The sequence below is a fragment of the Nonomuraea sp. NPDC050394 genome (assembly GCF_044459065.1).
In the GTDB taxonomy this organism is placed as follows: domain Bacteria; phylum Actinomycetota; class Actinomycetes; order Streptosporangiales; family Streptosporangiaceae; genus Nonomuraea.
Genome location: NZ_JBITIO010000001.1, coordinates 903,262 through 930,181, shown reverse-complemented (window position 1 = coordinate 930,181; position 26,920 = coordinate 903,262). Strand labels below are relative to the sequence as shown.

The window sequence follows — 26,920 nt, the reverse complement described above, 5'->3', positions numbered from 1 at the left end:
TCAAGCGACCGGGAAAACCGGGAGTACGGAGCACGCCGCGGCATCTTCACCGGCACCGAGGCGTCCAGCATGCTCAGCGCCAACCCCCAAACCCTGGCGATTCCGAGCATGACCGTCGAGGAATGCCGCAACAACGACCGAGGCGACGAAGAAGAATACGCCGGCTGGGTCAAGGACCACGCCTCCTACTGCCAGTGGAACCGTGTCAAGCTCAAATACTACGACCCCCGGGGCCGCTACCTCGGCGAGCTGAAGTTCAGATTCACCATGCGCGGCTGGGCCTGGCAGGCCGATGACCCCGCATCCGGACGACGCGTCGACTTCGGCATCACCTTCGATGAATGGTCCGCCGACCCCGGGATCCTCAAGGAACGGTTCGCCGTGGCCATGATCTGCCAGGGCTGGCCGGACCGCGCCAGATCCTGCCGACGTGCAGCACCCCTGCAAGTGGCGAGGACCGTGTCCCAATGGATCAGTGGCGAGCCAGAGATTCTCTTCGCATTCGACTCACCCAACAGCCGGCAGTCCACCACCGACCGGGAACGCCGAGCCACCGGCGCCTTCCAGGCCATCTTCATCCCGGGAATCCCCGGGCCCTGGACGGAGCCCGCCCGCACCTGGCCCAACACGGTGAGATTCGACTCCGCCTGGTACCTGAAGAACAACCGCATCCCTGACTCCCGCCGATACGGCACCATCTTCGACCGGGTCATGCCGTTCCTGCGCTTCCGCACCAGCGACCCCAACGTAGCCGAAGAAGCCCGGCACATCTGGAACGCCCAGAACAAGGCGGAGGAAAGGACCTTCCCCAAGTGGGACGGCAAGACCGTGCCCGGCAAATGGCCAGGAGCGGACTGGAAGCCGGGCACCACGGGTGACTATCTCAATCGCATCTACCGGCCCACCGAAGATCCCACCCTGGGCCGCAAGAACCACGCGCAAGCCGTACGCACCTGCGTCGCCCAATGGGGTGAGAACTATACAACCGGCCCCAACGGGGAACGGCGCCACTGCGACGAATACCCCTTCGCCTCCACCTACCAAGGAGCGGCAAAGGGCGACAACCGCTACTCGGCCTGCCCCATCGACGCCGATCACAACGAGGCCGGAGGCCGCGCTCTGGGCAACTGGTACTCATATGACCGGATCATCCACAACGACTACTTCACCATCGACGCGGTCGACGACAGCGACGAGACTCCCGCTGCCGCTGAGGACTGCGCCTCCGGGTGACCGGAGACGGACATTGACCCGCAAGGCATGAGACCACATCGGTCGACGATGCGTGAGGTCCTCCCGAGTTGGCGCTTCCTCGGGAGGACCGCCTTGTACTTGAGGGCCGTGACCGTCTTCGCGTCACCCACAGACCGGGGCGCTTCACCGTTTGCCGTCGTCCGTGTCCTGTTGCGCCGTCCATCTGGCACCAGACAGGCGATCCTCCGGTTGTCGTGTCATCTGCGACGTGAGAAATGCCATGTGTCAGCCGGACAGGAGTTCATGAACGTGGTCGGCGAGTTTGCGCACCGCCACCATGGGCGCCCCACGGACCTGCCACGCCCGACCACATAAAGATCCACATCGGGCGGTTCTCCCCCGGAAGGGGGAGACAACTCCCGCTGGCAGGGGAGGCGGCGCCCGGCGCTGGGACGCGATCCTGACGACAGCCATCAACGAGCCCGTCGAACCAGACGAAAGGATCATCGTCAGATGCAGGCGAGTCGCAAGCTTCCCCCCGGTCAGCGCCGCGTCAACGGATTCCCGCGCTTTGGTCATCGCCTTTCCCAGCCCGCGCCCGCCGTACCCGCAAACCCCGTCATTACGATCAGCGGAGCGGTGGCCGAAGAGTTCGACCTGCCGGTCGCCTCGCTGGCGACGCTTCCCCGGCGAGAGCTCGCTGCCGACTTCCATTGCGTCGCCGGGTGGTCGGCCACCGATCTGCGCTGGGAGGGGGTTTCCTTCCAGACGGTCTATCGCACCCATATCGAACCGGTACTCCGGCCCGGCGCCCCGGCCACCCATCTCGAGTTCCGCGGGCTGGACGGCTGGCGCTCGGTTGTCACCATTGAGGACGCCCTGGCCGACGACGTACTGATCGCGGAGCGCCTCGATGGACGCCCCCTGAACGATGACCACGGAGCGCCGGCCAGGCTGGTAAGCCCGCAACAGTACGGCTACATCAACACCAAGCATCTCTGCCGGATCAAAGTCCTTACCGCCGAGCCGAGAGAACAAAGTTCCTTCCTCGATCGACTGCTGGTCCCCACCCACCCGAGGGCCAGGGTCTGGGAGGAGGAGCGTCACTACCTCCCCCTCTGGATCGTGCGGCCCTTCTACCGCTTGCTCATCGCTCCTATCAGGTTTCTCAGCGCTCGCGGTGGCCAGGAGTCCCGCGCTCGGCGACGGTGACTCGCTTTCCGCCGGGACCGCGGCTCGGCCCGGCCGCCGACGGCGACCGTGATCCGCGCTGCTGTCAGGCGACGTGTCCCAGCGGCCCCTGCGGCCTTGGCTGCGCCGAGCCAAGTCCACCACGAGCGGGGGACGCCGTACTCCACCTGTCCCGCTCGAAAACACGGTTTCGGGCTCTGAGCTGGGATTCTGCTGCGCGATCAGCGCGGCGGCTGTCACCATCGCGAGGTGTTGTTGTCGCTGATCCACCGTGTGGTTCGGTGCTTATGCGGGCTTGTGGCGGTGCTGGCCCGCTCTGATCTGTCCAAAGAGGCTGAGCTGCTGGTGCTCCGTCATGAGAACCGGGTGCTCCGCCGTCAGCTTGGTGGTCGGCCGCGGTGGGGTCACGCCGACAGGCTCTGGCTAGCGGTGTTGTCGCGGCTGGGGCTTGATGTATCTTTGCGAGTCGACCGTTCACGATGACGTGCCACAGCGTATCCGCCTTTCCCTTGACCCCACGAGACGGCGATTCTTCCTCCTGGTTCGAGCCCGTAGCGCTCAGCCTGTTCGGCTTCCCCATCTCTCCCCAACTCGCGTAAGAGGTCGATCACCTGTCCCATCGCGTAATGCTGTCCAGCTTCAACGGCATGGAGGGAACAATTGAGTGTATCCTCGGTGCGGTCTTGAATACGGAAAATCTTCGAGATGCGCCATAGAGCGACTAAATCGCCTGCCTCGAAAGCACGCCAGTAGTCTGCGAGCGCCTTCTCGGTGCAACCTTTCGTCTGCCATATCGAGGCGATAAGAGTTATGGCACGGACGCTGCCGTGCTCAATGCGGTGCTCCAACCAGGCGAGTGCTTCCTTGGTGTGGCCTGCCTGCTGCAACAGGGAGACGGTCGTCTCCATGGCGCCGTCGACGTTTGCTTCGACGGCCCGCCAGCAGTAGGCGACTGCCTCCTCCGCACGATCCTCGGCTGCCAGTAGGCCAGCCATCCACAACAAGCATCCAGCCTCGCCATCGTCGACAAAGCTCTGATACTAATTGAGCGTCTCGTCGACGCCCCAGCCTGCAATACGCGGAAAACCGGCCTCCGCGTACTTGTCGATGGCGTCTCGATCGTCATAGGCGACTTCAACGCGACGCTCTCCACTTGCATGCTTTAGGAGGGCGACAGAAAAGCGTTTGTTTCACCTGCTTCAGCGAAGCGAATGGCATAGCGGTACAGGCATCGATACCAGCACCGATAGCAAGCTCCGGTAGGTCTTTCTCGGGCGCGTGTTCGAGGAGTGCATCCCAAAGCGATGCCGGCTCAACGACCCATTCGCGGCACGTGCGCTCTGCTGGTTCAAGGTAGTCGGACAGGCGATAGTACGATTCATCGGATTCTGGATCCCCAGGGCGGCGGAGGCGACTGAGCGGAGGGCGTGCCCCTCGACATGAAATAGCGTCGGCCAAATGATTCACCGCCCCGGTCACCCAGCGATCGTCGAGATCGCTATACTGCCGAGCAGTGAGGTAACCGCTGGCGCCAGCCGCCAATAAGGAAAGTGGAAGCGCAGGAAGGCTAGGGATTAGCCGACGGGCGTCGAGGGCCGCGTCAACCAAGGCGCGGGCTGGCGGCGGGGCAGTTCGGTAGCGCGCCAGTACGGCTGGAGCGCCAGCCGGGTACTGGGTGATCTCACCGTCGTCGGCATCGGCACAGGCTTCGGCTAAGCGTGTGGGGCTCAAGAACACGATTCGTCGCCAGGGTCAGGGTTCATCGCCCGGTTGGGCTGGGTGTTCCAGGGGCAGTGGGCAGCTGGTGTTCGAGTTGGCTGGGATCATCGTTTGTGCTCTTGTCCATGGTGTACGCCGTCACTCGTCGTTTGCTGTCGCTGCCCGCTCTGTTGTTTCGCAGTGATATCTCCAAGGAGGCGGAGCTGCTGGTGCTCAGGCACGAGAACGCGGTCCTGCGCCGTCAGGTCCCACGGGTGCGCTACGAACCGGCCGACCGGCTGTGGTTGGCGGCGCTTTCGTCCCTGCTACCCCGTCGCTGGGCGAAGATCTTCCCGATATCCCCGGCCACTCTGCTGACCTGGCATCGCAAGCTTGTAGCGAGGAAGTGGGACTACAGTCGGCGTCGCCGCTCTGGGAGGCCGCCCACCGCTGCTGCGGTCAAGGCTCTGGTGCTGCGTATGGCCGCCAACAATCCGGCCTGGGGCCACCGGCGGATCCACGGTGAGCTGACCCGCCTCGGTCACAAGATCGCCGCTTCGACCGTGTGGAACATCCTGAACCAGGCCGGGATCGACCCCGCCCCGCGCCGCAGCGGACCAACGTGGAAGCAATTCCTGACTGCCCAGGCCGAGCACATCGTCGCCGTTGATTTCCTGCACGTCGACACCGTCAACCTCAAACGCATCTACGCCCTGGTCCTGCTCGAGCATCGCAGCCGTCGTACTCACCTGCTTGGTGTCACCGCCAACCCCACGGGCGAATGGACCGTCCAAGCCGCCCGTAACTTCCTCATGGACACCGACACGACGAACATCACGTTCTTGATCCGCGACCGTGCCGGCCAGTTCACCGATGCCTTCGACACGGCCTTCGCCGACGCGAGCCTTCGCGTCCTGAAGAGTCCGCCACAAGCCCCGAAAGCCAATGCACACTGCGAGAGAATGATCGGCACCCTACGCCGTGAACTCCTCGACCGCATGCTCATCCTCAATGAGCGACACCGGCGTCGAACCCTCACCCGATACCTGGAGCACTACAACGGGGCCAGGCCTCACCGGGGCCTCGGCCAGTTGAGCCCATCCCAAGCCGAAACCGGACCGCCCGCGCCAGCCGACCTGGCAAGCCATCGGGTCCACCACAAGCCACTACTCGGCGGTCTCGTCAACGAGTACCAGATCGCCAGCTGACGCACCAAGAATCCGCAGGTCAGACATCGAATCCTATTTTTTGAGCCCCACAGGGTCAGGCCCGCCCCGCCGAACTCGCGGCCCAGCCCGCTGGCCTTGAAGCCGCCGAACGGGGCGTGCATGTCCAGGGCCGCGCCGTTGACGTGGAAGGTGCCGGTGCGCACACGGCGGGCGATGCGCAGGCCGTGCTCGGGGTCGGCGGTCCAGACCGCGCCGCCGAGCCCGTACGGGGAGTCGTTGGCGATGCGCACCGCCTCGTCCTCGTCGTCGAAGGCGATGACGACCAGGACCGGGCCGAAGATCGCCGACCTCCTGACCAAGTTCCTCCCCTCCTGAGCTTGTCCTTTAACCTCTCGTCAGCCAGCTGTGATCGTCATCATCCTTCGTGGTGCGCGGAGTCCTAAGACCCAGGGGGAGTGAGAGGTCCGATTCATGCCAGCAGGGATCCGGGATACTCGAAACACTCGGATCATGAGCACGATAAGGACGTCAGAGGTCCAGGTCGGCGAGGATCAGTCAAGCTCGCCGCGAGCTGCGGACGCGTGGACGGTGATGGAGAGGTTTTACGCGGCCGAGGCCGCGTACGTGGCTGCGGGTGGTTTCGGTGAGGCCGGCTATGAACCCGTAGCTGCTCTGCTGGACCCGGAGGTGGTGCTTCACCAGGCTCCAGGACTGCCGTTCACCGGGACCGGGATCTGGCGTGGACATGAGGAGATGGAGCGATTTCTGGCCGTCTTCAGTGAGGTCTGGGAGTCGATGGAGTTCCTGGAGCAGGAGCATTGGGGGGATGCGAACACCGTCGTCGTGCGGAATCGGGTGCGGTTTCGGGCCCGATCCACCGGCAAACAAGTCGACACCTTGATCGTGCAACTGATCACCGTGCGGGATGGACTCATGCTGGAGTGTCGTCCGTTCTACTGGGATCCCCAGGCCATCGCTGAGGCTTGTCAGCCCGATAGCGATGACACGTGACCAGGACGGGCGATCCAGAGGGGTTCACCACTCCCTGAGCGTCTCGCCCGATCTTCGCGTTTGCCGCATCCGGCAGCTCGGGTGACGTCTCGCGCATAGCGGATTGTGGCTATCGCGATACGGTGTGTCGCCGTGACGGGGGAGGGTCACTGGGACCTCCCCCGAGCGGTGGACACGCTGATACTGGATCTTGCTCGATCCGGAGGAAGCGAGAAGACCGCCGATGGCGTTGAAGGACTATTCGGAGGAGTTCAGGGCCGATGCGGTGGCCCTGTACGAGTCCACCGAGGGGGCGACCTATAAAGGCATCGCCGCCGATCTAGGCGTGAGCCGGGGCAGCCTGCGCGAGTGGGTGCTGCGAGCGCGCGCCGCCCAAATGAGGCGAGTTAGGGCAGCTCGCGCGGCCAGGCTTTGTGGAAACCTTCAATGTGCTGTCGCTGGGCGGCTGTCTAGAGTTCGTGACCATGGTTGTGGCGTGGGCAGCAGTACGTGGCATGGTCGGGCTGGTGCTCGGGGCGGTGATGGCCGTGGTCGAGCTGGCGTGGGTCGTCATCGCGATGCCGCTGCTGGTCATGCCGTCTACCCGGCCTTGGTCGTTCCGTGGCGCCGGGTGGCTGGCCGAGGCTGATCGAGTCCGTGTCAATCGCTGGCTGGGTGGCGCCGTCGCCCCGTGTCTGGCCGGGGGGCGTGCGCTGGCGTACGTGACGATGCGCGGCATCGTCGGCGGGCTCGGTGGCGGGGTGCTGGTGCTCGTCGGGATCTGGGCGACGTTGAGCTGGCGGGCGCTGTCCGGCGGTACCGGGCAACGTGCCGAGATGAGCTGGTACGACCCGATCACCTGGACGGCGTTCGGACTCCTCGTCATCTTCCTGGCGGCGCAGGCCCTGATCGGCCTGGCGGCGCTGGAACGACGGCTGGCGGAATGGGGACTCGCGCCCAGCGACAAAGAGGTGCTACGCAGCCGCGTCGAGCAACTGTCGCGGACGCGGGCAGAGGTGCTGGAGGCGGTCGATGACGAGCGGCGGCGGATCGAGCGGGACCTGCACGACGGCGTGCAGCAGCGCCTGGTCGCGCTGGGCATGCTGCTCGGCCGGGCCCATCGCCTCGACGACTCCGGCGCTGCCGCCGCGCTGTTCCGGCAGGCACGGGAGGAATCCCGTCGCGCACTGGAGGAGTTGCGGGAGGTGGCCTGGCGGATCTACCCGGTGGCCTTGGACGACGGCGGGCTGCCGGCGGCGCTGGAGTCGCTTGCCGAACGCTCCAGCGTGCCGATCGACCTGGACTACGACGTTCCGATGCGGGTGGGCCCGGCCCAGGAGACGGTCGCCTACTTCGTGGTCTGCGAGGCGGTGACGAACGCGCTGAAACACAGCCAGGCTCAACGGGTTGAGGTCGAGGTCCGCCAAGCCGCTGGCATGGTGCGCGTACGTGTCAGCGACGACGGTGTCGGCGGCGCCCGCCTCGGCGGGCGCGGCCTGTCCGGCCTGGCCCGCCGGGTGGCCGCCTACGACGGCCGCTTCGACCTCGACAGCCCCGCAGGGGGGCCGACGACGCTGCGGGTGGAGCTGCCATGCGCATAGTCCTGGCCGAAGACAGCACGCTGCTGCGTGAGGGCCTGACCCGGCTGCTGAGCGAGGAGGGCCACCAGGTTGTGGCGGCCGTCGGCGACGGGGAAGGGCTGGTGGCCGCGTGTGATGAGCATCGGCCGGAGGTGGTCATCGCCGATGTGCGCATGCCGCCGACCTTTACCAGCGAGGGCCTGCGGGCCGCGCTCGCCGTGCGGCGCCGGCAGCCTGGGATCGGCGTGCTGGTGTTGTCGCAGTACGTCGACACGCGCTACGCCGCCCAGCTCGCCGGCGGTGGCGTACGCGGGGTCGGCTACCTGCTCAAGGACCGGGTGGTCGAGGTCGGCGACTTCCTGGAGGCGCTGCGGCGGGTGGCCGACGGCGGCACGGCGTTCGACCCGGAGGTCGTACGGCGGCTGCTCAACCGGGCCCGCGACACCACATCCCTGGCCCGGCTGAGCGTGCGTGAGCACGAGGTGCTCGCCCTGATGGCACAGGGGCATACCAACGAATCGATCGCCGGACGGCTGCATGTGTCGCGCAGCGCGGTGGAGAAACACGCCAACGCCATCCTCGACAAGCTCGGCCTCGCGCACGCCGACGGCTACAACCGCCGGGTCCTGGCCATCGTGCGCTTCCTCAACGACTAACCCCCGGATCTGACCACTGGACGGCCGGCAGGGCCGCCCGGTCGCTCGGCCCTGCCCTCTTCCCTCCGACCCTCTGCACAGGAGTATGTGTGAACCTGATGACAAGGCACTTCGTGACCAGCGCGGCCGCCGTGGTGGCGTTCTGCCTCGGTTCGCCGGTCTCACCCGCCGCCGCGGCGGCGCAGCCGGACCCGGCCGCGATCGCCGGGGTCGTGGAGGCCAATCTCGGCCCTGCCCGCCTGGCCGGCGTCGCGGTGGCGCTCGTCAAGAACGGACGCGTCCTGCACACCGGCGGATACGGGCATGACGCGCGTGGTGAGCCGGTGACAAGCCGGACACCGATGCGGATCGCGTCGCTGTCGAAGTCATTCACCGCCCTGGCGGTGATGCAGTTGGCCGAGGCCGGCGACCTCAGGCTCGATGACCCCGTTGCTCGGCATCTGCCGGAATTCGCCATGGCCGACCCCAGAGCCGAGCAGATCACCATTCGCCAGCTGCTCGACCACAGCTCCGGCATGTCGGATACCACCTATCCCGAGGCCGGTCTAGCCCAGCCGGACTCCCTGCGCCAGGCCGTGGCGGACCTGCGCCGGGCCAAGCTGGCCGCCCCACCAGGCCGGCGACACGATTACCACAACCCCAACTACTGGGTCGCCGCCCGGCTGGTGGAAGTGGTGAGCGGGCTGCCCTTCGCCGACTACCTCACCCAGCGGGTGTTCACCCCGTTGCGGATGACCTCGACCGTGACCGTCGACAACTGGCGGGACCCGGTCCCCGGCCTCATCGACGGGCACAACCGCTTCCTCGGCCTCACCTGGCCACGCACCGAGCCTGACCGGTTCGTCGCCGGCTCGGCCGGCATCGTCACCACCGCCGACGACCTCGCCAACTGGCTGGCCCTGCACACCCGCGGCACGGCCAGCACCGTCCTGTCCAAGAAGGGGCTGCGCGAGCTGCACCGGCCCAGCGCACCCGACGGACACTACGCCCTCGGCTGGGACAACCCCGACCCCCACAACGGGCCCCGCCAGATCACGCACCCCGGATCGTCCTTCACCTCCACGGCCACCATGGTGCTCCTGACCGACAGCGGGTACGGCATCGCGCTGATGTCCAACAGCCGCATGCCGCTGGAGGCCGACGTCGAGGCCATCATGGACGACCTCATCGCCCTGACCCAGGGCACACCCGGCACGGGCGCCCCGCTCCCGCTCGCCTTCATCGCCGACCTGACCGCCCTCGCCGCCGCGATCTCAATCGCGACAGGCGGAGCCGTCAAAGCTCGCCGAGCGCAACGTTGGGCGCAGCGTCGCGCCACCGCCGCCTCCTGGAGGACGACGCTTCGGCTGGTCCCCTATCTGCTGCCGTTGCCGGTGCTTGCCTTCCTACCGCGCATCCTGGAACTGATCACTGGCGGACGCGGCGTCACTTTTGTCCTGCTGTCTCACATCTGGCCGACCTTCCTCGCCACGGTCGGCCTGACCACAGCAACCGGGATCATGGTCACCACCGCCCGCATCCGCGCTCTCCTGCGACAGCAGCGTCGCCAGTCAGCTCCGGCACCACTGCATCCACAGGCACACACCTCTACGACCGGGACGTGAGCACCGGGACTGGCTCCGTGGCTTCACGACTTCCAGCGCCGTTTCACACGCGAACACCCAATGCCCCGAAGTTAACGATCATTAGATGACGTCAAGAGGCTGGCGAAGGCGGCATTGGTTCTGTGCAGGGAAGGGGCGGCCCGCGGCCACGACGACCCACGCCGGGCGATCACCCGCGCCTTCCACCTGCTGGAGGACGGCTGGTCGAACCTGGCGAATTCATCCCGTCACCGCAGTCAGTAGTCAGCAGGTCACCCGGATGATGTTCGAGTCCTTGACCTTCGTGGAGCCGCCCAAGGTACGCATGTAGTGCCGCACTTTGAAGTTGTGTGTGCCCGTCCCTTTGCAGAACCAGCTGATCGGCACGTCGAAGCCACTCCCGTTCACCGCCTTCTCGGTCTGCGTCCACCAGCCGTTCCAGCGCTCCCACTGCAGATACAGCCAGGATGTGCTGTTCTCGCAGCCCAGCTTGCTGCCGTAGCCTCGGATGTAGTTGCCGTCCTTGCGGGTGAGCCCGATATGCAGCTCGCACGCCGCGCTGGAGGCTGTTGACGCGCTGGAAGCTGTTGCCTGCGCTGCCGGGGCGGCGGCCATCAGCCCCAGGCTGGCGACGAACGTGACAGCGATGGCGGCTCTACTTGGTGACGCGATCCTCATGCTGGCTCTCCCTAAGTTGCGATCTCTGCCTCGCCACCGCAGTCGACGAGTTCGGGTGTTGCGGATACTAGGAGAGGTCGTTATTGATTCGCTTTATGGCCTGACGGATCGCATCGTTGCGGCGGGCGTGGGCCCTGCGCCTGCCGAAAATGCCATCCGGCCAGGTCAATGAGCTGCTGGAACAACCTGCTGTACGCGATCCCCAGCCGCGCGGAGCGCGGCATGATGATCGGTCGTGCTACTTCGCCTGGCCTATCTCACCGTCACGAACGCATTCGCCGCGCTACGGCTGCTACCGATGACCGATCGGGACAAGGATGTCGAGATTCTCGCCCTGCGTCACCAGGTCATGGTCTTGGAACGGCAGCTCGGCGCCGATACCTAGGTGAGGTTCGCTCCTGAGGAGCGTGTCTTCGTGGCCGCCCTTCTGGCCTCGTTACCTCGAGCGCTCCTGCGTCGCTTGCGGCTTGTCGTCCGCCCGGACACCATCCAGCGCCGGCACCGCGAGATCGTGAAGCGGCGGCATGCGCGTACCTGCCGGCCGAAGCGGCGCGGGCGTCCGCCGACGGCCCGCTCCATCCGCACGCTCATCCTGCGTCTGGTTCTGGAGAACCCGTCCTGGGGATATCGGCGGGGGCATGGCGAGTTGACCACGCTCGGCCTCAAGATCGCCGCTTCCACGGTCTGGGAGATCCTGCAGCAGGAAGGGACCGACCCAGCACCCGAGCGAGCGTCAACCACCTGGGCCGACTTCCAGCGCTCGCAAGCCGACGCTCGTCTGGCCTGCGACTTCATCGAGACCATCACCCTGAGCGGACAGCGCCAGTACAACCTGGCCGTCATCGAGCACACCGGCCGACGCTACGACGCGTCCGCGTGCTCGGCACCACCGCTCACCCGACCGCGGCTTGGGTCACCCAAGCGATAAGGAATCTCGTGATGGACCTGGAGGATGCGGGTTGCAGGGCGCGCTTTCTGATCCGCGACCGGGACGGCAAGTTCCCCGCTCTGATGGAGAAGATCCTCGCCGAAGCCGGGATCCAGACCGTGCTCACCGGTATCCGGATGCCGCGGATGAACTCCGTCATGGAGAGGTGGGTGCAGACGTGCCGTTGCGGGCGGACCGATGTCTGTTGTGGAACGAACGCCATCTACGCCACGCGCTGGGCGCGTACGAGAACTTCTACAACCGGCACCGATCCCATCAAGCCCTCACCGCCCATACCGTGGACCAGGACCAGGCCGGGCCCATGGCCGTCGACCTCGTAGTGCACGCGGGCATCTCCTGATGTGACGAAAGACATGACTGCACTCCTTGGATGAGCGATAGTTAAGTGAGCGCTAAGATAATGAGCGGTCTTATGCATGTCAAATAGATGAGCACTCATATACTTGGAGGCGGGCATGGCAGACTCCGTGGCGGCGGTGCTTGAGCAGTGGCGCAGCAAACGGCCCGATCTCGACCCGACGCCGATCGGCATCGTCGGCCGCATCATGCGACTGGCCCGGCTGTGGGACAGGGAAATCAAGGACTTCCTCGCCCAGCACAGCCTGGAGCCTGGCGAGTTCGACATCCTGTCGACGCTGCGACGCTCCGGAGAGCCCTACGCCTTGAAGGCTGGCGAGTTTCTCCAGGCCTCGCTGCTCATCACCGGTGCGATCACCCTGCGGTCGACCGGATGCGGGACAAGGGCCCGGTCACCCGGGACCACGATCCCACGACCGCCGCTCTGTCAAGATCCGGCTCACCCCGCACGGGCTCAGCGTGATCGACCGCGTCCTGCCGCTCCACCTCGCCAACCACGCCCGCCTGCTGCACACCCTCGGCGAAGAGGATCGGCGCACCCTGGAAACCATCCTGACTGCCCTCCTGGAATGGAACGGCGACACCCCGGGCCACAAGAGCGACTGAACGTGTCGCCCGCCGTCCCGCAGGAGGCCACCACATTGACGGCGTTACGGGCGGCCACCATTTGCGAGACAGCCCTCATGCCAGAACCGTCCGACACCCGGCAGCACTGGCCAGGACCTTCGCCGTCGAGCTGGGCCTAGACAGCATAGGGCTAAAGGCCGAGGACCACCGCCCGATACTCCACGCGTGCCCCCCGGCCTACCCTGTGATCACGGATATCGAATGAAGGAGCACGTGATGAGCCGGGAAGTCGCCAAGGAGCCCAGGGACCTGTCCCGCCTGTTCTTCGAGCGGGTGAACGCCGGTGATGTCGACGGAGTGGTTGAGCTGTTCGAGCCTGACGCGGTGTCCAGGTTCCCCGACGGCACACTCGCGGTCGGGCATGATCAGCTGCGCGCGGCCTTCGAGGAACTAGTCGCCTCGGGCGTCGAGTTCTCCCCCGTTGAAGACAGGCCGTCCCTGGTCAACGGTGATCTGGCGATGACCAGCCGCCATCTGCCCATCGGTGACGTCCCCGTCGAAGTGGCGCGCCGTCAGGCCGACGGAAGCTGGCGCTGGGCACTCGACTGGGCCAACGTGCTCAGTGTGTAGCTCATCCGCAGTGGTACATTGGCTCGATCAAGTGCTGTCGGTGTATTTGCCCAGGTGACGGCTGCGATAGGGACAGACCAAGTACGAGCAGCCTCCACACCGCAGACCGTCACCATCAAATCGGGCCAACCTGTTCGACCCGTGCACATCGGTCAGCGTGCCGGCCATCACCTCCGGCACCGCGTCCGGCGGCTTCCTGGTACCGGGCCGCAGTTGCCTGACCCTGGCCGGCACCGCCACCTCGCACATCACCTGGAACACCGGCCAGACCAGCACCCTGACCCTGAACTTCACCTGTACCGCTTCATAACTCATCGCGTGGCGCTTGATCTGCGGCTTTGACCTCCACAGGCCCTATGGGCAAGATCGCAGTTCGTGTCGGTTCGTCTGCTGTATCTGACCTTGATCCGGGTGTTCGGCTGGCTGGTGTTGCTGGGGCGTAGCCAGGCGTCCAAGGATGCCGAGATCATGGTGCTCCGCCACGAGGTTGCCGTGTTGAAGCGTCAGGTCGTCCGGCCGAGGCCGGACTGGGCCGATAGGGCGCTCTTCGCTGCATTGGCCCGCTTCCTGCCGTCGGTGCTGCGAGCTCATAGGCTGGTCACCCCGGGAACCTTGCTGGCCTGGCACCGTCGTCTGATCAAACACTCCTGGACCTATCTCCACCGCACTGGCCGTCCCGGAACCAGCAAAGAGGTCCGGGATCTGGTCCTCCGCCTGGCCCGTGAGAACCCAAGATGGGGGTACCGGCGGGTCCACGGTGAACTGGTTCGCCTCGGCATGCAGGTCAGCGCGGCGACCGTGCGGCGGATCCTGCGTTCACGCCGGCACAGTCCGGCGCCACGAAGCTTCGACACCTCGTGGCGGACGTTTCTACGGCTGCAAGCGAAGGGACTGCTCGCCTGTGACTTCTTCCACGTCGACACGGTCTTCTTGAAGCGCTTGTACGTGTTGTTCGTGATGGAGGTGGAACCCCGACGCGTTCACGTCTTGGGCGTCACCGCCCATCCTGCCGGCGCCTGGACCGCTCAGCAGGCCCGCAACCTGCTCATGGACCTCGGGAACAGAGCCACCTCGTTCCGGTTCCTCATCCGTGATCGGGACGCCAAGTTCACCGCCGCCTTCGACGAGATCTTCACCAGCCAGGGCGTCACGGTGATGAGACACCGCCACGAACGCCCCGCGCCAACTGCTACGCCGAACGCTGGATCCGCACCGTCCGAGCCGAATGCACCGACCGGATGCTGATCTACGACGAACGCCACCTTCGATCAATCCTGAACGAGTACACCGATCACTACAACGCGCACCGCCCGCACCAGTCCCGCCGGCAACGCCCACCTGATCAACACGAGGACGTCGTGGTGCCGCTGGAAGGCCGGATTCAGCGCCGGAAGGTGCTCGGCGGGGCCATCAACGAGTACCACCGAGCCGCCTAGCTGATCCGAAGAAATGCCAGCTCAGAGCATGTTTACGAGTTGTGAAGCGGTACAGGCCTGCAGCACCAAACTCGACGGCAGCCAAGCGGCACCCGAGTACCACCGCAGGATGCGCCGCGTGTTCTACAACAGCCTGCGCTACGCGGTCAGCCGTGAGCGTCTGCGAGTCAACCCCCTCGATTCCCCCACGCTCAAACAGGACTGGGCCCAGCCCACCGTCGACATCGCCATCGACCCCCGGGCCGTCGGCAACCCAGCCCAGATCAGCCAGGCCCTGACCGCCTGCAGCTACATCGGCGCCCGCCAGGGATCGCGCTTCGTTGCGTTCTTCGCCTGCCTGTACTACGCGATGATGCGCCCTGCCGAGGCCGCCCGCCTCCGCGATACCAACTGCGAACTCCCTGAGACAGGATGGGGAAAGCTCCTGCTTGAAGGCTCCAAACCCGAGGTCGGCAAGGACTACACCGACTCTGGCCAGCTCCACGACAACCGCGGCCTGAAGGGCCGATCGAGAAAGACGGTCCGGTCGATCCCGATCCCGCCTGAGCTGGTCACCCTGCTCCGCCAGCACATCAACAGGTACGGCGTCGCCCCCGACGGCCGCCTGTTCCGCTCCGAGAGCGGCAACCCCGTACCGAAGTCGACCTACTCCCGCCTGTGGGCCAAAATCCGCCCCCTCACTCTCACCCCGGAGCAGGTGACCTCCCCACTTATGCGTCGGCCGTACGACTTACGTCACGCGGGCGTCACCTGGCGCCTGTCGGCCGGCGTCCCGGCTGCGCAGGTAGCGGAGTGGGCCGGGCACAGCGTCGAGGTCCTGCAGCGGATCTATCACCGCTGCATGGACGGCTACGACGACATTTGGATCGACCGGATGAACCAGGCACGCCAGCCACTTCACCAACTGGATTGAATGCCTCATGTACCGACACTGCACCCTGTAGGCCAATAGGCCCATATATGTCGGATGTGAGACCTACGCTTCGGCCATGCCCAAGGGAGTGATCAGCCGTGAATCCGTGCTCAAGACGATCATCGAGTACGACGAGCTAGGCAGGGACCAGTTCCTCGCCACCTATGGGTACGGACCCGCGCGTTCGTATCTCCTGGTTCACGATGGCAAGGAGTACGACTCCAAGGCGATCGCTGGTGTCGCTCATCGATACGAATACGGGGCGCCGCTAACTGCTGATGAGTTCAGCGGCGGGCGTGAAGGCGCCGCTGGCTGGCTTGAGAAGTCCGGCTTCCGTATCAAGGTCGTGCGCAATCCCGACTGGGCATGGGACGAGCTACTTCTCGCGTGCGACCTTGTCGTCAAGCACGGGTGGAGAGGGCTCGACTCAACCAACCCCGCCGTCAGCGACCTCTCCGCACTCCTGCAGACCGCACCGATCCACCCGTCAGAGATCCGCGGCGAAACCTTCCGAAACTCGAACGGCGTTGCCCGCAAGACCTTCGACCTGGCTACACACCACCCGGACTACACCGGCCGGCCAACAAAGGGCGGCGCCCTTGATCTGCAAGTCATCAAGGCGTTCATCGAACGACCTGCGGAGATGGCACAAACCGCCGACCTGATCCGGAAGGGCCTGCAGGGAGACCTCGCATCGCTCCCCCCAGACGGCGATGAGGACGAGTTCAGCGCGCCTGAGGGCCGACTGCTCTTGCGTCGCCATCTCGCTCGCGAGCGAAGCCACGAGCTTCGACGCCGCAAGATTGAGAGTGTTCTCAAAGGCGGCGGTCAGCTCGTCTGTGAAGCTTGCGGCTTCGACTTCGCCAGCCGGTACGGCCAGCGCGGCGAAGGCTACATCGAGGTCCACCATGTGGTCCCGCTCCACCAAGCCGGCGAAGGGCGCACGAAGCTCTCCGATCTTGCGCTCATATGCAGCAACTGCCACCGGATGATCCATCGGAAGGCCCCGTGGCCGACTCCGACCGAACTCCGCGACCTCATTCAAGCGACCCTTGCCTCGGGCCAACCCTCCCAGTCGTGAGCCTGCGAGCACGCCGAAGATCAATGGCCTGCTAGAGATCTCTGCCCGTGGGCTGCCCGTGGCGGTCGTCATTTAGCGTCTACGGCCGTCGCAACATGGCATGACCGATATCCCGGCCGATCAAGCAAAAAGCCAGGTCAGACGATGTCTGGCCTGGCTGGTAATGGGTGCCCCCTGTAGGATTCGAACCTACGCACCCGGCTCCGGAGGCCGGTGCTCTATCCCCTGAGCTAAGGGGGCTCCAACGAGCCCTAAGGCTATCAGCATCCTGCCACCACTCCGCACACGATAAAGCTCCGGGCACACATCCATCGAAAACCGCACGTGACCACCCCGTCACGGGTTAGCTTCGTGGCCGTGGGCGAGGTACTGGGCAGAGTTCTGGTTGTCGATGATGACGAGGTCATCAGGCAGCTCATCGCGGTCAACCTGACCCTGGAGGGGTTCGAGGTGGAGACCGCCACCGATGGTGCGGACTGTCTGGATCGTGTGCTTGATGTCATGCCCGACGTGGTCACTCTGGATGTGATGATGCCGTGCCTGGATGGGTGGGTTACGGCGCATCGGTTGCGGACTGATGAGGCCACGAGTCATATCAAGGTGGTGCTGATCACGGCTCGGGCGCAGGATGATGATCGGCGCCGGGGGATGGGGATCGGGGTGGACGCCTATCTGACCAAGCCGTTCGATCCGGCCGAGCTCATTCAGGTGGTTCGCGATCTGGCTGCTCGGGCTCGCAGCTGAGGGCTGCTCGGGGTCTCAGCCAAGGGCTGGTCAGGGTCTCAGCCAAGAGCTGCTCGGGCTCGCAGCCAAGGGCTGCTCGGGGTCGTGGCTGGAGGTTGCTAGGCGGGTTGGTCGGAGAGGAGGCCGCGGGAGCGGGCGGTGGCGGCGGCCTGGGTGCGGGTGGAGGCGTCTAGTTTGCCCAGGATGTTGGAGACGTGGACGCTTACCGTCTTCTGGGCGATGTAGAGGCGCTCGGCTATCTCGCGGTTGGTGAGGCCGTCGGCGACCAGGCGGAGGACTTCGAGTTCGCGGGCGGTCAGGGAGCCGTCAGCCGAGGCGGTGGTGAAGCGGGCCCGGCGGGCGAACTCCTCCAGTGCCGATGCCAGCGGAACCGCCTTCAGGTTGTCGGCGGCGTCCCGGGCGAGCAGCCAGGTGGCCTGCGCGGATTCACGGTCTCCGGTGGCGAGCTGGGCTTCGGCCAGGCGCCAGCGGACTCGGGCCGTTTCGTACACGAAGCCGTAGTCGAACGCTTCCACGACCCTTTCCCACAGGGCTACGTCGTGGCGGCCCTGCACGCGTACCCACTCGGCCTCGACGCGCAGTGCCCACGCGCGGCCCTCCAGGCCCATGGGCCCGCGTTTGCCGTCCGGGCCCGCGACCGCGGTGCGGGCGCGTTCGCGCAGGTCGTCGGCTTCGTCGGTACGGCCCAGCTCCGCCAACGCCCACAACCCCGTGGCGCAGATCCGCAGGTTGGCCGGGTCGGCGGGGATGAGCTGCGACAGGCAGGCCCGTACGTGTTCCCACGCGGCGGTCGGATCGCCCTTCCACAGGGCGTCCTCGGCGGCCAGGCCGCGCGCCATGTAGGTGACGAGGTCGTTGGACCAGAAGGGGCGCAGCCAGTCGATGCGGGGGCCCACGGCAGGTAGTCCGCGGCCTACCTCCACGAACAGGGCGAACGACGACAGGATCGCCTCGGGGACCGTTCCGACGCGGGCGCCGAAGGTTCCGGCCACACGTTCGGCGTCGTCCCATTCGCCGGCCACGTAATGGATGAGGAAACGAAGGAAGCGCAGGTCGGTGCCGTACGTACTCCAGTTCAGCCCGTTCTCCTCCGCCAGCCGGATGCCGCTGTCGGTGGCGGAGGCGGCCTCGACGAGGTCGCCCTGCTCGTACAGGAGGCGGGCGCGGGCGAACTCGGCTCGCAGGTCCATGGCGAGGATGCCGGAGGTGCGGGAGGTGGCCTGTTCGTAGCGGGCGGCGGCGGTGGAGAAGTCGCCGTCCAGCTCCGACAGCAGGGCGAGGCTGATCAGGGCGCCTTTCTCCGCGTCGGGGACGCCGGCGGAGCGGGCGACCTCCAGGGCGCGGCGGGCGCGTGGGGCGACTTCGGCGTGGCGGTCGGTCCAGGCCAGGGCGCGGGCGCTGGTGGCCAGGGCGCGGGCGAGTTCCGCCGGGGTTCGCGCGGTGTCCACGGCGGTCTCGCCAGCTTGGACGGCGGCTTCGTCCTGGCCCAGTTCGGCCAGGTAGTAGGCCAGGCGTTCGTTGACCTGCGAGGTCTGCGGGAGGGCGCGGAGCTGGGTGACGGCGCGGTGGTTGTCTCCGCTGTCGGCGGCCATGATGGCGCTGCGCAGAGCCAGGTCGGCGCGGCCCTCGCCGGCCAGGGACTCGGCGTCGGGAACGCGGTCCCAGAGGCTGAGCGCCTGGTCGTAGTGGCGGTGGGCTTCGGCGGGCGCGCCGAGGCGTTCGGCCTGGCGACCGGCTTCGGCGGAGGCGGTCAGGGCGCCGGACAGGTCGTGGCCGGCGAGGTGGTGGTGGGCCAGCTCGGCGGGTGCGGTGAGCAGGGTGGCGAACGTGGCGTGAAGCCTGGTGCGCTCGCCGGGCAGGAGGTCGGTGTAGACGGCTTCCTGGAGGAGGGCGTGGCGGAAGGCGTAGCCGTACCCGTCGACTCTGAGCAGTCCGCGCGAGACGATCTCGCGCACGGCCTCCTCGAAGTCGGCGAGAGGCAGGCCGGAGACCTCGCGCAGGAGCACGTCCTCGACGCGGCGGCCCGCGACGGCGGCGGCGCGCAGGACGCGCTGGCCGGGCTCGGAGAGGACCTCGACGCGGGACATCAGCAGGCTGGCCAGGCCGTCGGGGAGGGTCTCGCCCTCCGAGAGGGCGGCGTAGAGCTCTTCGGCGTAGAAGGGGTTGCCGTCGGCGCGGCTGACGATCTCACCGAGTTCACGGCTGTCCATGTCACCGAATGTGGCGACATAGTCGGAGATTTCGGCTGAGGGCATGGGGCCCACGTCCACCGCGGTGACCGCGGGCAGGCGCTTGAGCTCGGCCAGGACGGAGCGCAGGGGGTGGCGGCGGTGCAGGTCGTCGGTGCGGTAGGTGCCGACGAGGCAGACGCGCTCGCTCTGGAGCATGCGACTCAGGAACACCAGCAGGTCGCGGGTCGAACGATCGGCCCAATGAAGGTCCTCGATCACGAACAGGACCGGTTGCACCGCGGCCAGCAGGCCCAGCAGCGAGCCGAACAGTCTCTGCTGGGTGAGGCCCGACGACGGCGCGGTCTCGCTGCCCGGCAGGAGCTGCTCCAGGACGGGGCGCTCGGCGATGGCGGCGCGCAGCGTGGGGTCGGCGCCGCGCAGGGCGTCGGCGAGCGGGAGGTATGGGAGCGCATCGCCCAGCTCGGCGCACTGGCCGATCATGACGTTGAAGCCGCGCTCGCGGGCCTGGGCCACGAGCTCGCAGGTCAGGCGGGTCTTGCCGATGCCCGCGTCGCCGCCCACGAGCGCCACGCCGGCGGTGCCGTCGCCGGCGGTTTCGAGCACGCGAACTAGTCTCCTCAGCTCAGCTGAGCGTCCGATAAGAAGACTGTTCACCTCGGTAACTCTATATGTAACAGAATCATGATTCTTTACGGCACAGCCCCACCCCCGCCACCCGCCGCCGTGCGCCGGCGCCGATCGGGGGGATCGCTTCTCACGTCGGACGGGGCTGGTCGCCGTCACGGCCTGTGTCCACCCCCTAAGTGGTCCCCTCTTTACCCCTGACCGGCAAGGCAGGCCGGGGGCCGGAGGCAGGGACCGCGGCCGGACAAGCAGAGCCCGAGGCGAGGGAGCAGGTGGAGAGGCAAGGCGGGAGGGCGAGGCTGGAGGACGGCCGGGAAGGGCGAGACGGAGAGACGAGGCGGGGAGGGCGAAGTGGGAAGGCGGAGAAGAGGAGCGAAGCGGGAGGGCGAAGCGGGAGGGACGGGCCGGGAGGAACGGGCCGGGAGGGCTGAGCAGAGGGGGCGGGGCGGAGGGGCGAGGAAAGGGGCGGGGGAGGAGTGAGGCGGAGAGATGGGGCGAAGGGAGAGGACAGGCCGGAGGGGCGGGGCGGAGGGGCGAAACAAGAGGGCGGGGCGGAGGGGCGAAGCAAGAGGGCGGGGCGGAGGGGCGGGCGTAAGGGCGGGGCGGAGGGGTGGGGTGGGTGACGGGGAGGGGTGGGGATTGGGGGACAAATACCCGCATAGTGGGGCGCGCTTTGCTCGTGGAAAACCCGGCGGCTTGGACACTGCTGGAGGAAGGGCCAGGAGAACGCTGAGGAGCCCCGATGGATGGTCCGCTGGAGAAGACCGAGCGCGGCCCCGAACCCGCGAAGCTGTCCCTGTCCGTCAACGGAGCCACCCTGGTGGCCGAGGTGGAGCCACGGGCCAGTCTGCTGGACACCCTGCGTGAAAGCCTGGATCTCACCGGTACCAAGAAGGGCTGCAACCAGGGTGCCTGTGGCGCGTGCACCGTCTGGGTGGACGGCCGTCGGGTCGTGTCCTGTCTGACGTTGGCGGTCGCGTGCGAGGGCAGGGAAGTCACCACGATCGAGGGTCTGGTCGAGCACCCTATGCAGGACGCCTTTCTGGCCTGTGACGCGCTGCAGTGCGGCTACTGCACGCCGGGGCAGATCATGTCGGCGGTCAAGCTGCTGGAGGAGGGCCACGCCGGCGACGATGCCGAGATCGCGGAGTGGATGAGCGGCAACCTGTGCCGTTGCGCCGCCTACCCGCACATCCGCCAGGCGATCCGGGAGGTGCGCGATGGCGGGCACCAATAGAACGGTGCACACCAGCCAAACGCACCCCGGTCAAGCCCACACCGCCCACACGCACACGAGCCACACGCACACCAACCAAGCCCACGCCAGCCAAACGCGCACGAACCAAACGCACGCCAACCACGCGCACACCAGCCGAACCCACACCGGTCAAGCGCACCGGCCAAGGTCACGCCGGCCGAGCGCACGTGTCCACACATCAAGGGAGGTAACCAGTGCACGCCATTAGTTACGCCAGAGTCGGCGACGTAGCCTCGGCGCTGGCCGAAGGGGCCGATCCGGGGAGCAGGTTTCTGGCCGGCGGGACCACCGAGGTGGACATGCTGCGCATCGGGGTGGCCCAGGAGCGGCGGCTGGTCGACATCAACGATCTGCCGCTCAACGCCATCGAGGACCTGCCGGGCGGCGGTCTGCGGCTGGGGGCCCTGGCCAGGATGAGTGACGTCGCCGCCACGCCCGGCGTGCGGGAACGCTTCCCGATGATCGCGCAGGCGTTGGAGCTGGGCGCGTCGGCGCAGTTGCGGAACATGGCCTCGATGGGCGGCAACATGATGCAGCGGGTCCGCTGCGGCTACTTCCGCGAGTCCGGCATGCCGTGCAACAAGCGGGAGCCGGGTTCCGGCTGCGCGGCCGAGGGTGGGTTTCATCGGGGGCACGCCGTACTCGGGATCAGCGAGCATTGTTTCGCGACGCATCCGTCCGACGTCGCGGTGCCGTTGGTGGCGCTGGACGCGGTGATCCACCTGCGGAGCCGGTACGGCGAGCGGTCGATGCCGCTGGAGGACTTCTTCCTGCAACCCGGCGACGCGCCGGAACGCGAGCACCCGATCGAGCACGGCGAGCTGATCACCGCGATCGAGGTGCCCGCCGCTCCGGTGGCGCGTACGTCGTTGTACTGGAAGGTGCGTGACCGCGAGTCCTACGAGTTCGCGCTGGTCTCGGCGGCCGTGGCGGCCACGGTGACCGACGGTGTCATCCGCGAGGTACGGCTGGCGCTCGGCGGCGTGGCCACCCGGCCATGGCGGGCCAGAGCGGCGGAACAGCTCCTGACCGGCGGTCCTGCCATCGGCGACGCCTTCGAGGCGGCGGCCTCGGCCGAACTGGCCCCGGCCGTGGGCCACCCGCAGAACGCCTTCAAGATCGAGCTGGCCAAACGCACGATCGTGCGGGTCCTGGAAAGGGTGACGGCCGCATGAACAGGACCGCGAAAGCACCGGAAAAGGGTGACCGCGACACGAACAGGACCGCGAAAGCACCGGAAAAGGGTGACCGCAGCACGAACAGGACCGCGAAAGCACCGGAAAAGGTGAGCGCGGCATGACCACCACACTCATCGGTCAGCCCGTCACCCGGGTGGACGGCCGCGCCAAGGTGACCGGCGCCGCCAAGTACACCGCCGAAGTCTCCCTGCCGGGCATGCGCCACGCGGTCATCGCCGGTTCGGCGATTCCCGCCGGGCGCGTCACCGGGATCGACAAGTCCAGGGCCATGGCCGAGCCGGGCGTGCTGGCCGTACTCACGTGTGAGGATCTTCCGAAGGTGGCCGCGCAGCCGGTCCTCACGCTCTCGCTGGCCGGCACCGTCGCCCATGGCCAGAGCTTCTTCCCGATGCAGGACCCGGTCATCCACTACGCGGGCCAGCCCGTGGCCATCGTCGTGGGCGAGACGCTGGACGCCGCCACCCGGGGCGCCGAGCTGCTGGACGTGACCTACGAGCGCGCGGCGTCGATCACCGTGATCGACGAGGGCCGCGACCGGACCTACGTGCCCGAGCGGATCCTGGCCGGCCTGGCGCCGGGCCAGATGGGCCGGGGCGACGTGGACGCCGGGCTGGCGGCGGCCGCGTTGACGGTGGAGGCCACGTTCACGTTCGCGGCCAACCACCAGAACCCGCTGGAGATGTCGGCCTCGGTGGCCTCCTGGGACGACGGGCAGCTCACGCTGTGGGACGCCACCCATGGTCCGACCGCCACTCAGATGACGGTCGCGAACCTGCTGGGCATCCCGGCCTCGCGGATCCGGGTGATCACCCGGTTCGTCGGCGGCAGTTTCGGCGCCAAGGCCATGATCTGGGCGCATCCGACGCTGGCCGCCATGACCGCTCAGATCATGCGCAGGCCGATCAAACTGGCGCTGACGAGAGAGCAGATGTTCACGGGGTGCGGGCTGCGGGAGGACAACGAGCAGACGATCACGCTCGGCGCCACCGCCGACGGACGGCTGACCGCGATCCGCCATGAGAAGGTGTCGATCACCTCGGCCTACGACGACTGGGCCGAGCCCGCGCTGGGCGGTTCCGGCGAGCTCTACGCCTGCGACAACTTCGCGGCCGCCTACCACCTCATCAAGGGCAACACGATGACGCCCACGTTCATGCGCGGACCGGGTGAGACGGCGGGGCTGGCCGTACTGGAATGCGCGATGGACGAGCTGGCGGAGCGGGCCGGGCTGGATCCGATCGAGCTGCGGCTGCGCAACCACGCGGACGTCGATCCGGTGAGCGGGCGGCCGTGGTCGAGCAAGGGGCTCAAGGAGTGTTACGCGCGTGGCGCCGAGCTGATCGGGTGGGCCGATCGCGACCCGCGACCCGGCATGCGGCGTGAGGGCGACTGGCTGATCGGCATGGGGATGGCCACGGCGATCTATCCCGTCTATCCGCTGATGAATCCGCAGCGGGCGCGGGCCCGGCTGTATGCGGACGGCACCGCCGTCATCCAGACCGCCGCTTCCGACATCGGCACCGGCGCGGCCACGGTGCTCACCCAGATCGCCGCCGAGGGGCTCGGGCTGCCGCTGGAGATGGTCAGGGTGGAGTACGGCGACACGTCCCTGCCGTTCCTGGCGGCCTCGGTGGGCTCGACCGGGTCCACGGCGGGTGGCAACGCCGTGCATCTGGCCGCGACGGGCCTGCGGGAGCAGCTCGTCGCCCAGGCGGTCCAGGACGAGGGCTCGCCGCTGCACGGCGCGGACCCGGAGCTGGTCGACGTCGTGGACGGCGTCATGACCGGGCCGTCGGGGTCGGAGAGTTACGGCGAGATGCTCAGCCGCAACTTCGTCCCGGAGACCGAGTACCTGGGCTCCTACCAGCACCACGTCGACGAGGAGCACGCGCTGCTGAACTTCGGCGCCCAGTTCGCCGAGGTGGCCGTGGACGCCGCTCTGGGGGTGGTGCGGGTGCGCAGGATGGCCGGGGTGTTCGCGCCCGGCCGCGTACTGAACCAGAAGACGGCGCGCAGCCAGCTCATGGGCGGCATGATCTGGGGCCTGTCCCAGGCGTTGCTCGAGGCCACGCACATGGACCCGCGCTACGGCCGCTGGGCCAACCCGAGCCTGGGCGACTACCTGGTGCCGGTCAACGCCGACGTGCCCGAGGTGATGGTGGAGACGGTGGAGGTGGACGATCCGTTCATCAACCCGCTGGGGGTCAAGGGCATCGGGGAGATCGGCATGGTGGGGATGGCGGGCGCGATCGCCAACGCGGTTCATCACGCCACGGGGCGGCGGGTGCGTTCGTTCCCGATCACCATCGAGTCACTGCTCTGACAGCACGAGGTCCGCACAACGCTCCCCGATCATGATCGCGGGAGCGTTGGTGTTTCCCGAGGTGACCGTGGGCATCACCGAGGCGTCGGCGACGCGCAGTCCGTCGACGCCGAGCACGCGTAAACGGTGGTCCACGACCGTGCCCATCCGGCAGGTGCCCGCCTGGTGGTGGTAGGTGACGAGCGTGCGCTCGATGTGGACCGGGACGTCGGCGTCTCCGGGGTAGAGCTCGCTGCCCAGCTCGGCCCCGATCTCCCTGCACAGCTCCACCGCCGCCCGCATGCACCGCCGGTCGGCCTCCTCGCGCAGGTAGGCGGGGTCGGCCAGCAGCGGCGCGCCCGGGTCGGCGGAGGTGAGGCGGAGCGTGCCCCGGCTCTCCGGCCGGATGATCCCGGCCATCAGCGTGAACGCGTCCGGCGGCCCGCTCATCGTCTCGTCGTACAAGGGCACGTGGAAGAAGAGCGGCTGTACGTCCGGCGCGGGCAGGCCGCCGCGGCTGCGCCAGAACAGCTGGCTGTGCATCACGGGCAGCCCCGGCACCGGCGGCGGCACCGGCCCCCGGGCCGCCACGATCACCGGGACCAGCGCGTGGTCGTGCAGGTTCGCGCCGACCGGCAGGTCCGCCCGCACCGGCACGCCGAGCCGGCGTAGCTCGGCGGCCGGTCCGATGCCGCTGAGCATGAGCAGCCGGGGCGACTCCAGGGCGCCCGCGCTCAGCACGACCTGCCCGGCGTACACGCGCTCGCCCCGCCCGATCTCGACCCCGACGCACCGCGGCCCCTCGAACAGGAGCCTGGTCGCGACCGCTCCCGTCCTGATCCGCACCCGGCCGCCGCGCAGATAGGCCGCCGCCGTGCTGTGCCGCCGACCGTCCTTGACGGTGAGCTGGCAGAAGCCGGCGCCGTCCTGCGCCGCGCCGTTGCAGTCCTCGTTGTACGGCAGGCCGAGCCCCACAGCCGCCTCGACCACGGAAGCGTTGACCGGATGCGGACGGTAGTCGGACATCACCCGGACCGGCCCGCCCGCGCCGTGATGCTCGCAGGCGCCGCGGTCGAAGTCCTCCAGCCGCTTGAAGACCGGCAGCACCTCCGGCCAGGTCCAGCCCGGCCCCCAGTCGTAGTCGGAGGGATTGCCGCGTACGAAGATCATGCCGTTGAGCGAGGAGGAGCCGCCCAGCACCCGCCCGCGCGGCCAGTGCAGCCGCCGCCCGCCGAGCCCGGCCTGTGGCGTGGTGAGGTAGTCGTAGTCCTCCGCGCCGCCCCACAGCCGGAAGACTCCGCCGGGGTCGTGGATGTCGGGATTGCCGTCGGGACCGCCCGCCTCAAGAAGCAGCACGGACAGCCCTTCGACCTCGGCCAGCCGCCCGGCGACCGCCGCCCCGGCCGACCCGGCTCCGATGACCACCACGTCAGCGCTCTCCATCGGGACAGCTCCTTTTCGGACGATGAGGAAAGCTATATGATTTCATAGACGACTTCATGGAGGAAGGATGGCCATGACCGGCAAGAACCTGGACGCCGTCCGTGAGTCCTACGCCGCCTCGGCCCGCGGCGACATCGAAGGCATCCTGGCCCTCCTCGCGCCGGACGCCCGCTGGACCGAGATGGCCGGATTCCCGTACGCGGGCACGTACGTGGGCCGTGAGGAGGTGCTGGAAGGCGTCTTCTCCCGCCTCGGCGGCGAATGGGCGGACTACCGGGCCGACCCCGAGGAGTACGTGGACGGCGGCGACACCATCGTCGTGATCGGCTTCTACAGCGGCGTCTACCGGGCCACCGGCAAGGCGATGCGGGTCCGCTTCACCCACGTCTGGAAGCTGCGCGACGGGGCGGCCGTCAGCTTCGAGCAGTTCACCGACACCGCGCTGGTGGCCGAGGCCCTGAGCGCGTAGGGCACTTCACGCACGAG

Annotated in this window: 27 protein-coding genes, 1 tRNA gene and 1 pseudogene; 23 read left to right on the top strand and 6 right to left on the bottom strand. The window is 67.5% G+C overall.

What is annotated here, in order from left to right; all coding sequences use genetic code 11:
- The first annotated feature begins 69 nt into the window (after positions 1-69).
- Positions 70-1,233 (top strand): hypothetical protein, encoded by a 1,164-nt coding sequence (locus tag ACIBKY_RS04605; protein WP_397094376.1) that lies wholly within the window; start codon positions 70-72, stop codon positions 1,231-1,233.
- A gap of 474 nt (positions 1,234-1,707) precedes the next feature.
- Positions 1,708-2,406 carry a molybdopterin-dependent oxidoreductase gene (locus ACIBKY_RS04600; RefSeq protein WP_397094374.1) on the top strand — a complete coding sequence of 233 codons (699 nt, stop codon included), beginning with the start codon at positions 1,708-1,710 and terminating at the stop codon, positions 2,404-2,406.
- A 383-nt stretch (positions 2,407-2,789) separates the two neighbouring features.
- Here ACIBKY_RS04600 and ACIBKY_RS04595 read toward each other — a convergent pair whose 3' ends face one another.
- A complete protein-coding gene (locus ACIBKY_RS04595) occupies positions 2,790-3,380 on the bottom strand; it encodes a hypothetical protein (protein ID WP_397094372.1) in 591 nt (196 codons plus the stop codon).
- An 849-nt stretch (positions 3,381-4,229) separates the two neighbouring features.
- On the opposite strand from ACIBKY_RS04595, the gene ACIBKY_RS04590 reads away from it, so the two are divergent.
- A complete protein-coding gene (locus tag ACIBKY_RS04590; RefSeq protein ID WP_397094370.1) occupies positions 4,230-5,291 on the top strand; it encodes an integrase core domain-containing protein in 1,062 nt (353 codons plus the stop codon).
- Positions 5,292-5,404: 113 nt separating this feature from the next.
- Here ACIBKY_RS04590 and ACIBKY_RS04585 read toward each other — a convergent pair.
- Positions 5,405-5,542: pseudogene (locus ACIBKY_RS04585) on the bottom strand (aldehyde dehydrogenase family protein); the annotation flags it as partial.
- A 220-nt stretch (positions 5,543-5,762) separates the two neighbouring features.
- Between ACIBKY_RS04585 and ACIBKY_RS04580 the strand changes: the two are divergent.
- The 5 genes from ACIBKY_RS04580 to ACIBKY_RS04560 all read left to right on the top strand — a co-directional run bounded on the left by ACIBKY_RS04580 (position 5,763) and on the right by ACIBKY_RS04560 (position 10,082).
- Complete coding sequence (locus tag ACIBKY_RS04580) at positions 5,763-6,263, top strand: nuclear transport factor 2 family protein (protein ID WP_397094369.1); 501 nt, start codon at positions 5,763-5,765, stop codon at positions 6,261-6,263.
- Between the two features lie 223 nt (positions 6,264-6,486).
- Positions 6,487-6,891 carry a transposase gene (locus ACIBKY_RS04575; RefSeq protein ID WP_397094367.1) on the top strand — a complete coding sequence of 135 codons (405 nt, stop codon included), beginning with the start codon at positions 6,487-6,489 and terminating at the stop codon, positions 6,889-6,891.
- A complete protein-coding gene (locus ACIBKY_RS04570; RefSeq protein WP_397095446.1) occupies positions 6,785-7,843 on the top strand; it encodes a sensor histidine kinase in 1,059 nt (352 codons plus the stop codon). The genes ACIBKY_RS04575 and ACIBKY_RS04570 overlap by 107 nt, the downstream gene beginning before the upstream one ends.
- Positions 7,834-8,478 (top strand): response regulator, encoded by a 645-nt coding sequence (locus ACIBKY_RS04565; protein WP_397094365.1) that lies wholly within the window; start codon positions 7,834-7,836, stop codon positions 8,476-8,478. The genes ACIBKY_RS04570 and ACIBKY_RS04565 overlap by 10 nt, the downstream gene beginning before the upstream one ends.
- A 98-nt stretch (positions 8,479-8,576) precedes the next feature.
- Positions 8,577-10,082 carry a serine hydrolase domain-containing protein gene (locus ACIBKY_RS04560; protein WP_397095445.1) on the top strand — a complete coding sequence of 502 codons (1,506 nt, stop codon included), beginning with the start codon at positions 8,577-8,579 and terminating at the stop codon, positions 10,080-10,082.
- Between the two features lie 243 nt (positions 10,083-10,325).
- Here the strand turns inward: ACIBKY_RS04560 and ACIBKY_RS04555 are convergent, their stop codons facing one another.
- Positions 10,326-10,739, bottom strand: coding sequence for a hypothetical protein (locus ACIBKY_RS04555; protein ID WP_397094364.1), 414 nt, complete (start codon positions 10,737-10,739; stop codon positions 10,326-10,328).
- 235 nt (positions 10,740-10,974) lie between these two features.
- Between ACIBKY_RS04555 and ACIBKY_RS04550 the strand changes: the two genes are divergently transcribed.
- The 10 genes from ACIBKY_RS04550 (at position 10,975) to ACIBKY_RS04505 (ending at position 16,672) form a co-directional block, all read left to right on the top strand.
- Complete coding sequence (locus ACIBKY_RS04550) at positions 10,975-11,124, top strand: hypothetical protein (RefSeq protein WP_397094362.1); 150 nt, start codon at positions 10,975-10,977, stop codon at positions 11,122-11,124.
- A 30-nt stretch (positions 11,125-11,154) separates the two neighbouring features.
- A complete protein-coding gene (locus tag ACIBKY_RS04545; RefSeq protein WP_397094360.1) occupies positions 11,155-11,667 on the top strand; it encodes a hypothetical protein in 513 nt (170 codons plus the stop codon).
- Between the two features lie 166 nt (positions 11,668-11,833).
- A complete protein-coding gene (locus ACIBKY_RS04540; protein WP_397094359.1) occupies positions 11,834-12,028 on the top strand; it encodes a hypothetical protein in 195 nt (64 codons plus the stop codon).
- Positions 12,029-12,504: 476 nt separating this feature from the next.
- Positions 12,505-12,651, top strand: coding sequence for a hypothetical protein (locus tag ACIBKY_RS04535; protein WP_397094357.1), 147 nt, complete (start codon positions 12,505-12,507; stop codon positions 12,649-12,651).
- A 237-nt stretch (positions 12,652-12,888) separates the two neighbouring features.
- Positions 12,889-13,242: a YybH family protein gene (locus tag ACIBKY_RS04530; protein WP_397094356.1), complete on the top strand. Its 354-nt coding sequence runs from the start codon at positions 12,889-12,891 to the stop codon at positions 13,240-13,242.
- Positions 13,243-13,399: 157 nt separating this feature from the next.
- Positions 13,400-13,552: a hypothetical protein gene (locus ACIBKY_RS04525; RefSeq protein WP_397094354.1), complete on the top strand. Its 153-nt coding sequence runs from the start codon at positions 13,400-13,402 to the stop codon at positions 13,550-13,552.
- Positions 13,553-13,617: 65 nt separating this feature from the next.
- The gene (locus ACIBKY_RS04520) at positions 13,618-14,487 is read left to right on the top strand and encodes a helix-turn-helix domain-containing protein (protein WP_397094352.1); all 870 of its coding nucleotides are present in this window, start codon (positions 13,618-13,620) and stop codon (positions 14,485-14,487) included.
- Entirely contained in the window at positions 14,448-14,678 is a 231-nt protein-coding gene (locus ACIBKY_RS04515) for an integrase core domain-containing protein (protein WP_397095444.1), read from the top strand. Before ACIBKY_RS04520 ends, ACIBKY_RS04515 begins: the two co-directional genes overlap by 40 nt.
- A 118-nt stretch (positions 14,679-14,796) precedes the next feature.
- The gene (locus ACIBKY_RS04510; protein ID WP_397094351.1) at positions 14,797-15,591 is read left to right on the top strand and encodes a tyrosine-type recombinase/integrase; all 795 of its coding nucleotides are present in this window, start codon (positions 14,797-14,799) and stop codon (positions 15,589-15,591) included.
- Between the two features lie 76 nt (positions 15,592-15,667).
- Positions 15,668-16,672, top strand: coding sequence for an HNH endonuclease (locus tag ACIBKY_RS04505; RefSeq protein ID WP_397094350.1), 1,005 nt, complete (start codon positions 15,668-15,670; stop codon positions 16,670-16,672).
- 168 nt (positions 16,673-16,840) lie between these two features.
- Here the strand turns inward: ACIBKY_RS04505 and ACIBKY_RS04500 are convergent.
- A tRNA-Arg gene (locus tag ACIBKY_RS04500) sits at positions 16,841-16,912 on the bottom strand.
- 117 nt (positions 16,913-17,029) lie between these two features.
- Here ACIBKY_RS04500 and ACIBKY_RS04495 point away from each other — a divergent pair.
- The gene (locus ACIBKY_RS04495) at positions 17,030-17,416 is read left to right on the top strand and encodes a response regulator transcription factor (RefSeq protein ID WP_397094348.1); all 387 of its coding nucleotides are present in this window, start codon (positions 17,030-17,032) and stop codon (positions 17,414-17,416) included.
- A 98-nt stretch (positions 17,417-17,514) separates the two neighbouring features.
- Here ACIBKY_RS04495 and ACIBKY_RS04490 read toward each other — a convergent pair whose 3' ends face one another.
- Entirely contained in the window at positions 17,515-20,262 is a 2,748-nt protein-coding gene (locus ACIBKY_RS04490; protein ID WP_397094346.1) for an AAA family ATPase, read from the bottom strand.
- Between the two features lie 712 nt (positions 20,263-20,974).
- Between ACIBKY_RS04490 and ACIBKY_RS04485 the strand changes: the two genes are divergently transcribed.
- The 3 genes from ACIBKY_RS04485 to ACIBKY_RS04475 all read left to right on the top strand — a co-directional run bounded on the left by ACIBKY_RS04485 (position 20,975) and on the right by ACIBKY_RS04475 (position 25,012).
- Complete coding sequence (locus ACIBKY_RS04485) at positions 20,975-21,469, top strand: (2Fe-2S)-binding protein (protein ID WP_379630824.1); 495 nt, start codon at positions 20,975-20,977, stop codon at positions 21,467-21,469.
- A 215-nt stretch (positions 21,470-21,684) separates the two neighbouring features.
- Positions 21,685-22,665: an FAD binding domain-containing protein gene (locus ACIBKY_RS04480; RefSeq protein WP_397094345.1), complete on the top strand. Its 981-nt coding sequence runs from the start codon at positions 21,685-21,687 to the stop codon at positions 22,663-22,665.
- A gap of 121 nt (positions 22,666-22,786) precedes the next feature.
- Positions 22,787-25,012, top strand: coding sequence for a xanthine dehydrogenase family protein molybdopterin-binding subunit (locus tag ACIBKY_RS04475; protein WP_397094344.1), 2,226 nt, complete (start codon positions 22,787-22,789; stop codon positions 25,010-25,012).
- Here ACIBKY_RS04475 and ACIBKY_RS04470 read toward each other — a convergent pair.
- Complete coding sequence (locus ACIBKY_RS04470; protein ID WP_397094342.1) at positions 25,001-26,434, bottom strand: GMC family oxidoreductase; 1,434 nt, start codon at positions 26,432-26,434, stop codon at positions 25,001-25,003. The genes ACIBKY_RS04475 and ACIBKY_RS04470 overlap by 12 nt on opposite strands.
- 73 nt (positions 26,435-26,507) lie before the next feature.
- On the opposite strand from ACIBKY_RS04470, the gene ACIBKY_RS04465 reads away from it, so the two are divergent.
- Positions 26,508-26,903: a nuclear transport factor 2 family protein gene (locus tag ACIBKY_RS04465; RefSeq protein ID WP_397094341.1), complete on the top strand. Its 396-nt coding sequence runs from the start codon at positions 26,508-26,510 to the stop codon at positions 26,901-26,903.
- The last annotated feature ends 17 nt before the right edge of the window (positions 26,904-26,920 follow it).

Bases quoted from the DNA above. Each gene is read 5' to 3' on its own strand.
- ACIBKY_RS04570 (WP_397095446.1), top strand. From the start codon at position 6,785: ATGGCCGTGGTCGAGCTGGCGTGGGTCGTCATCGCGATGCCGCTGCTG.
- ACIBKY_RS04565 (WP_397094365.1), top strand. From the start codon at position 7,834: ATGCGCATAGTCCTGGCCGAAGACAGCACGCTGCTGCGTGAGGGCCTG.
- ACIBKY_RS04560 (WP_397095445.1), top strand. From the start codon at position 8,577: ATGACAAGGCACTTCGTGACCAGCGCGGCCGCCGTGGTGGCGTTCTGC.
- ACIBKY_RS04485 (WP_379630824.1), top strand. From the start codon at position 20,975: ATGGATGGTCCGCTGGAGAAGACCGAGCGCGGCCCCGAACCCGCGAAG.
- ACIBKY_RS04505 (WP_397094350.1), top strand. From the start codon at position 15,668: ATGCCCAAGGGAGTGATCAGCCGTGAATCCGTGCTCAAGACGATCATC.
- ACIBKY_RS04580 (WP_397094369.1), top strand. From the start codon at position 5,763: ATGAGCACGATAAGGACGTCAGAGGTCCAGGTCGGCGAGGATCAGTCA.
- ACIBKY_RS04555 (WP_397094364.1), bottom strand. From the start codon at position 10,739: ATGAGGATCGCGTCACCAAGTAGAGCCGCCATCGCTGTCACGTTCGTC.
- ACIBKY_RS04530 (WP_397094356.1), top strand. From the start codon at position 12,889: ATGAGCCGGGAAGTCGCCAAGGAGCCCAGGGACCTGTCCCGCCTGTTC.
- ACIBKY_RS04475 (WP_397094344.1), top strand. From the start codon at position 22,787: ATGACCACCACACTCATCGGTCAGCCCGTCACCCGGGTGGACGGCCGC.
- ACIBKY_RS04470 (WP_397094342.1), bottom strand. From the start codon at position 26,434: ATGGAGAGCGCTGACGTGGTGGTCATCGGAGCCGGGTCGGCCGGGGCG.
- ACIBKY_RS04600 (WP_397094374.1), top strand. From the start codon at position 1,708: ATGCAGGCGAGTCGCAAGCTTCCCCCCGGTCAGCGCCGCGTCAACGGA.
- ACIBKY_RS04465 (WP_397094341.1), top strand. From the start codon at position 26,508: ATGACCGGCAAGAACCTGGACGCCGTCCGTGAGTCCTACGCCGCCTCG.
- ACIBKY_RS04590 (WP_397094370.1), top strand. From the start codon at position 4,230: ATGGTGTACGCCGTCACTCGTCGTTTGCTGTCGCTGCCCGCTCTGTTG.
- ACIBKY_RS04575 (WP_397094367.1), top strand. From the start codon at position 6,487: ATGGCGTTGAAGGACTATTCGGAGGAGTTCAGGGCCGATGCGGTGGCC.
- ACIBKY_RS04605 (WP_397094376.1), top strand. From the start codon at position 70: ATGCTCAGCGCCAACCCCCAAACCCTGGCGATTCCGAGCATGACCGTC.
- ACIBKY_RS04595 (WP_397094372.1), bottom strand. From the start codon at position 3,380: ATGGCTGGCCTACTGGCAGCCGAGGATCGTGCGGAGGAGGCAGTCGCC.